The 2,670-nt window shown below is 74.2% G+C and carries 4 protein-coding genes; 1 reads left to right on the top strand and 3 read right to left on the bottom strand.

Going from position 1 to position 2,670, the window contains the following annotated elements:
* The 3 genes from ACTUAL_RS15915 to xerD form a co-directional block, all read right to left on the bottom strand.
* Nucleotides 1–540, bottom strand: a 540-nt coding sequence (locus ACTUAL_RS15915) for a ParA family protein (protein WP_440900811.1), incomplete at its 3' end; no start/stop codon positions are given.
* Between the two features lie 92 nt (nt 541–632).
* Entirely contained in the window at nt 633–983 is a 351-nt protein-coding gene (locus ACTUAL_RS15910) for an ArsR/SmtB family transcription factor (protein ID WP_041838389.1), read from the bottom strand.
* Between the two features lie 146 nt (nt 984–1,129).
* Entirely contained in the window at nt 1,130–2,029 is a 900-nt protein-coding gene (xerD, locus tag ACTUAL_RS15905; RefSeq protein ID WP_096496269.1) for a site-specific tyrosine recombinase XerD, read from the bottom strand.
* Nucleotides 2,030–2,111: 82 nt separating this feature from the next.
* Here xerD and ACTUAL_RS15900 point away from each other — a divergent pair.
* Nucleotides 2,112–2,670, top strand: a 559-nt coding sequence (locus ACTUAL_RS15900; RefSeq protein WP_440900810.1) for a DUF1707 domain-containing protein, incomplete at its 3' end; no start/stop codon positions are given.

Here is a 2,670-nt window from a genome sequence, read left to right as displayed (position 1 = left end):
GCGCACCAGCGTGTGCTCGCGCCCCACCTCGGACACCAGCTGGATCTCCGCCGCCGACAGGTCGATGTTGCTGGGCAGCAGGTGCATGTTGTCCACCGGCGTGCCCATGATCACGTCCTGGACGCCGACGTCCCGCTCCATGATCACGTTGTAGATCGTCTGGTCGAGCTGGTGCGGGTGCACGCCCAGCCCCACCGACAGCGCGCCCTGGGGGTCGAAGTCGACCAGCAGCACCCGGCGGCCGTGCTCGGCGAGCGAGGCGCCCAGGTTGATCGCCGAGGTGGTCTTGCCCACCCCGCCCTTCTGGTTGCAGATGGCCAGGATCTTCGCCGGTCCGTGGTGGACCAGCTCGGGCGGGTCGGCCACGAACCGCAGCGGCCTGCCGGTCGGCCCGATCTCGCCGACGGCCTGGTCAGGGACCTCTTCCTCCAGCGGCGCGGCGTGCGGGGCCAGGCTCAGGTCCACCGATGCTTTCCGCACACCGGTTCGCGGTGGTCGCGCGGGGTGCTCCCCCTCGCCCACCTGCTCCGGTGACGACATCTCTCCCCGACTCCTAGTTCTCTCCCTGGGCGAAGCCTAAGTGCCCAGGTGGTCAGCGGCAACGCGCCTCGCCGGGCGCGCGGGAACCCGGTTCACCCGGCCACCGGTTCCCGGTCGCGCCCCCTCGACGCGGCGGCCAGCACCACGTCCAGCAGTCCGGGGAACAACCGGTCGAGGTCGTCGCGGCGCAGCGACACCCAGCGCTGGTTGCCGCAGGCCCGCGTCCTGGTCAGCCCCGCCTCGCGCAGCACCCGCAGGTGCTGGGACAGGGTCGACTTCGCCACCTCGACGCTCAGCCCCCCGCACAGCCGCTCGCCCTCGGCCTCGATCTGCCGCACGACGGCGAGCCTGGTCGGGTCGCTCAGCGCGTGCAGCACCGAGCCCAGTTCGATGTCGGAGCGCTCGGGCTCCGGAAGCCCCACCACGACAACCCCCTCCCCCATCGCGGTCACCCGGCAGACACGGTACGCGCGGCGGCCCCCGGCGAGGGCGGGCCGCCACCCCTCTCCTGAAAGGGCAACGATCCTGCGGCGCGGTGGTTCCGCGAACCAGCGCGATTCCGCGCGGGACGGCCACCGCCCCGGCGCGCTCACCCGGTGGCCCTGGGGTGGGCCGTCGCGTACACCTCCCGCAGCGTGGTCACCGTGACCAGCGTGTACACCTGCGTCGTGGTCACGGAGGCGTGCCCGAGCAGCTCCTGCACCACGCGCACGTCCGCGCCCGCCTCCAGCAGGTGCGTGGCGAACGAGTGCCGCAGCGTGTGCGGGGACACCTCGGCGGCCACGCCCGCCCGCTCGGCGGCGGTCTTGAGCGCCTGCCACGCGCTCTGCCTGCTGAGCCGCCCGCCCCTGGCGTTGAGGAACAGCGCGGGCCCGCCGCGCTTGGCCAGCACCGGCCGCGCCCGCACCAGGTACGCCTCCACGGCCGCGAGCGCGGGCCGCCCCACGGGGACGACGCGCTGCTTGCCGCCCTTGCCGTCGAGCAGCGCGGTGCGCTCGGCCGCGTCGACGTCGTCCACGTCGAGCCCGACCACCTCGGAGATGCGCGCGCCGGTCGAGTAGAGCAGCTCCAGCAGCGCCCGGTCGCGCAGCGCGGCCGGGGTGTCCCCCGCGGTGTCGAGCAGCCGCAGCACGTCGGCGACGGGCAGCGCCTTGGGCAGCCTGCGCGGCGCGGCGGGCGGCTGCACGTCCTTGGCCGGGTCGCGGGCGGTGAGCCCCTCGCGGTGCGCGAAGCGGTGCAGCCCGCGCACGGCGACGAGGGTCCGCGCGGCCGACGAGGCGGCGAGGCCGCTCTCCCGCAGCCCGGCCAGGAAGTCGCCGACGACGGCCTCGGTGACCGCGTCCAGCCCTAGACCGGCGGCCTCCAGGTGCGCGAGGTAGCGCCGCAGGTCGCGGGTGTAGGAGTCGAGGGTGTTGCGGGCGGCGCCGCGCTCGACCGCCAGGTGGTCCAGGTAGGCGGTGACCGCGTCGGCGGGGGTCACGCCGGGCACGGCTCCCCCGCTGGTCCCACGAAGATCGGCACGTTCGCACAGTACGGCCCTCTTCGGCACTCCGCTCGGATACCGTTGCGGTGTGTCAGAACCCCACCGCCTCCGCATCGGCACCCAGCAGCGCGAGGAAGCGATCTCCGCGCTGAACGAGCACTTCGCGGCGGGCAGGTTGGAGATAGCCGAGTACGAGCAGCGCGTGGGCGCGGCGACGGCGGCGCAGACCGTCCAGGACCTGGCCGAGCTGTTCCAGGACCTGCCGGTGCCGCACCCGCCGTTCCTGCCGCCCGCCCTCGGCTACGGCCAGCCGACCCCGCCGCCGTTCCAGGCGCACCAGAGCGCGGTGCTGCCGCACGAGCCCCCTCCCGCGCAGTTCGGGACGCCCATCTACGTGACGCCGCCGTACGGCGTGCCGCCCGCCGCGTACGCGCCGTACGGCGTGGACCCGGTCTCGGGGGCGCCGCTGTCGGACAAGTCCAAGATGGTCGCGGGCGTGCTCCAGGTCCTGCTGGGCTACTTCGGCGTCGGCCGCTTCTACACCGGCGACTACGGCATCGCGATCGCCCAGCTGCTGACCTGCGGCGGCGCGGGCATCTGGAGCTTCATCGACGGCATCATCCTGCTCATCGGCGGCGGCACCGACG

Source organism: Actinosynnema sp. (assembly GCF_052038725.1).
Note: the sequence above shows the minus strand (reverse complement) of the source record. Positions and strands in the feature narration are given on the sequence as shown.

What these genes read in the sequence shown, in the direction of transcription:
- ACTUAL_RS15910 (WP_041838389.1), bottom strand. Translation starts at nt 983, where the DNA reads ATGGGGGAGGGGGTTGTCGTGGTGGGGCTTCCGGAGCCCGAGCGCTCC.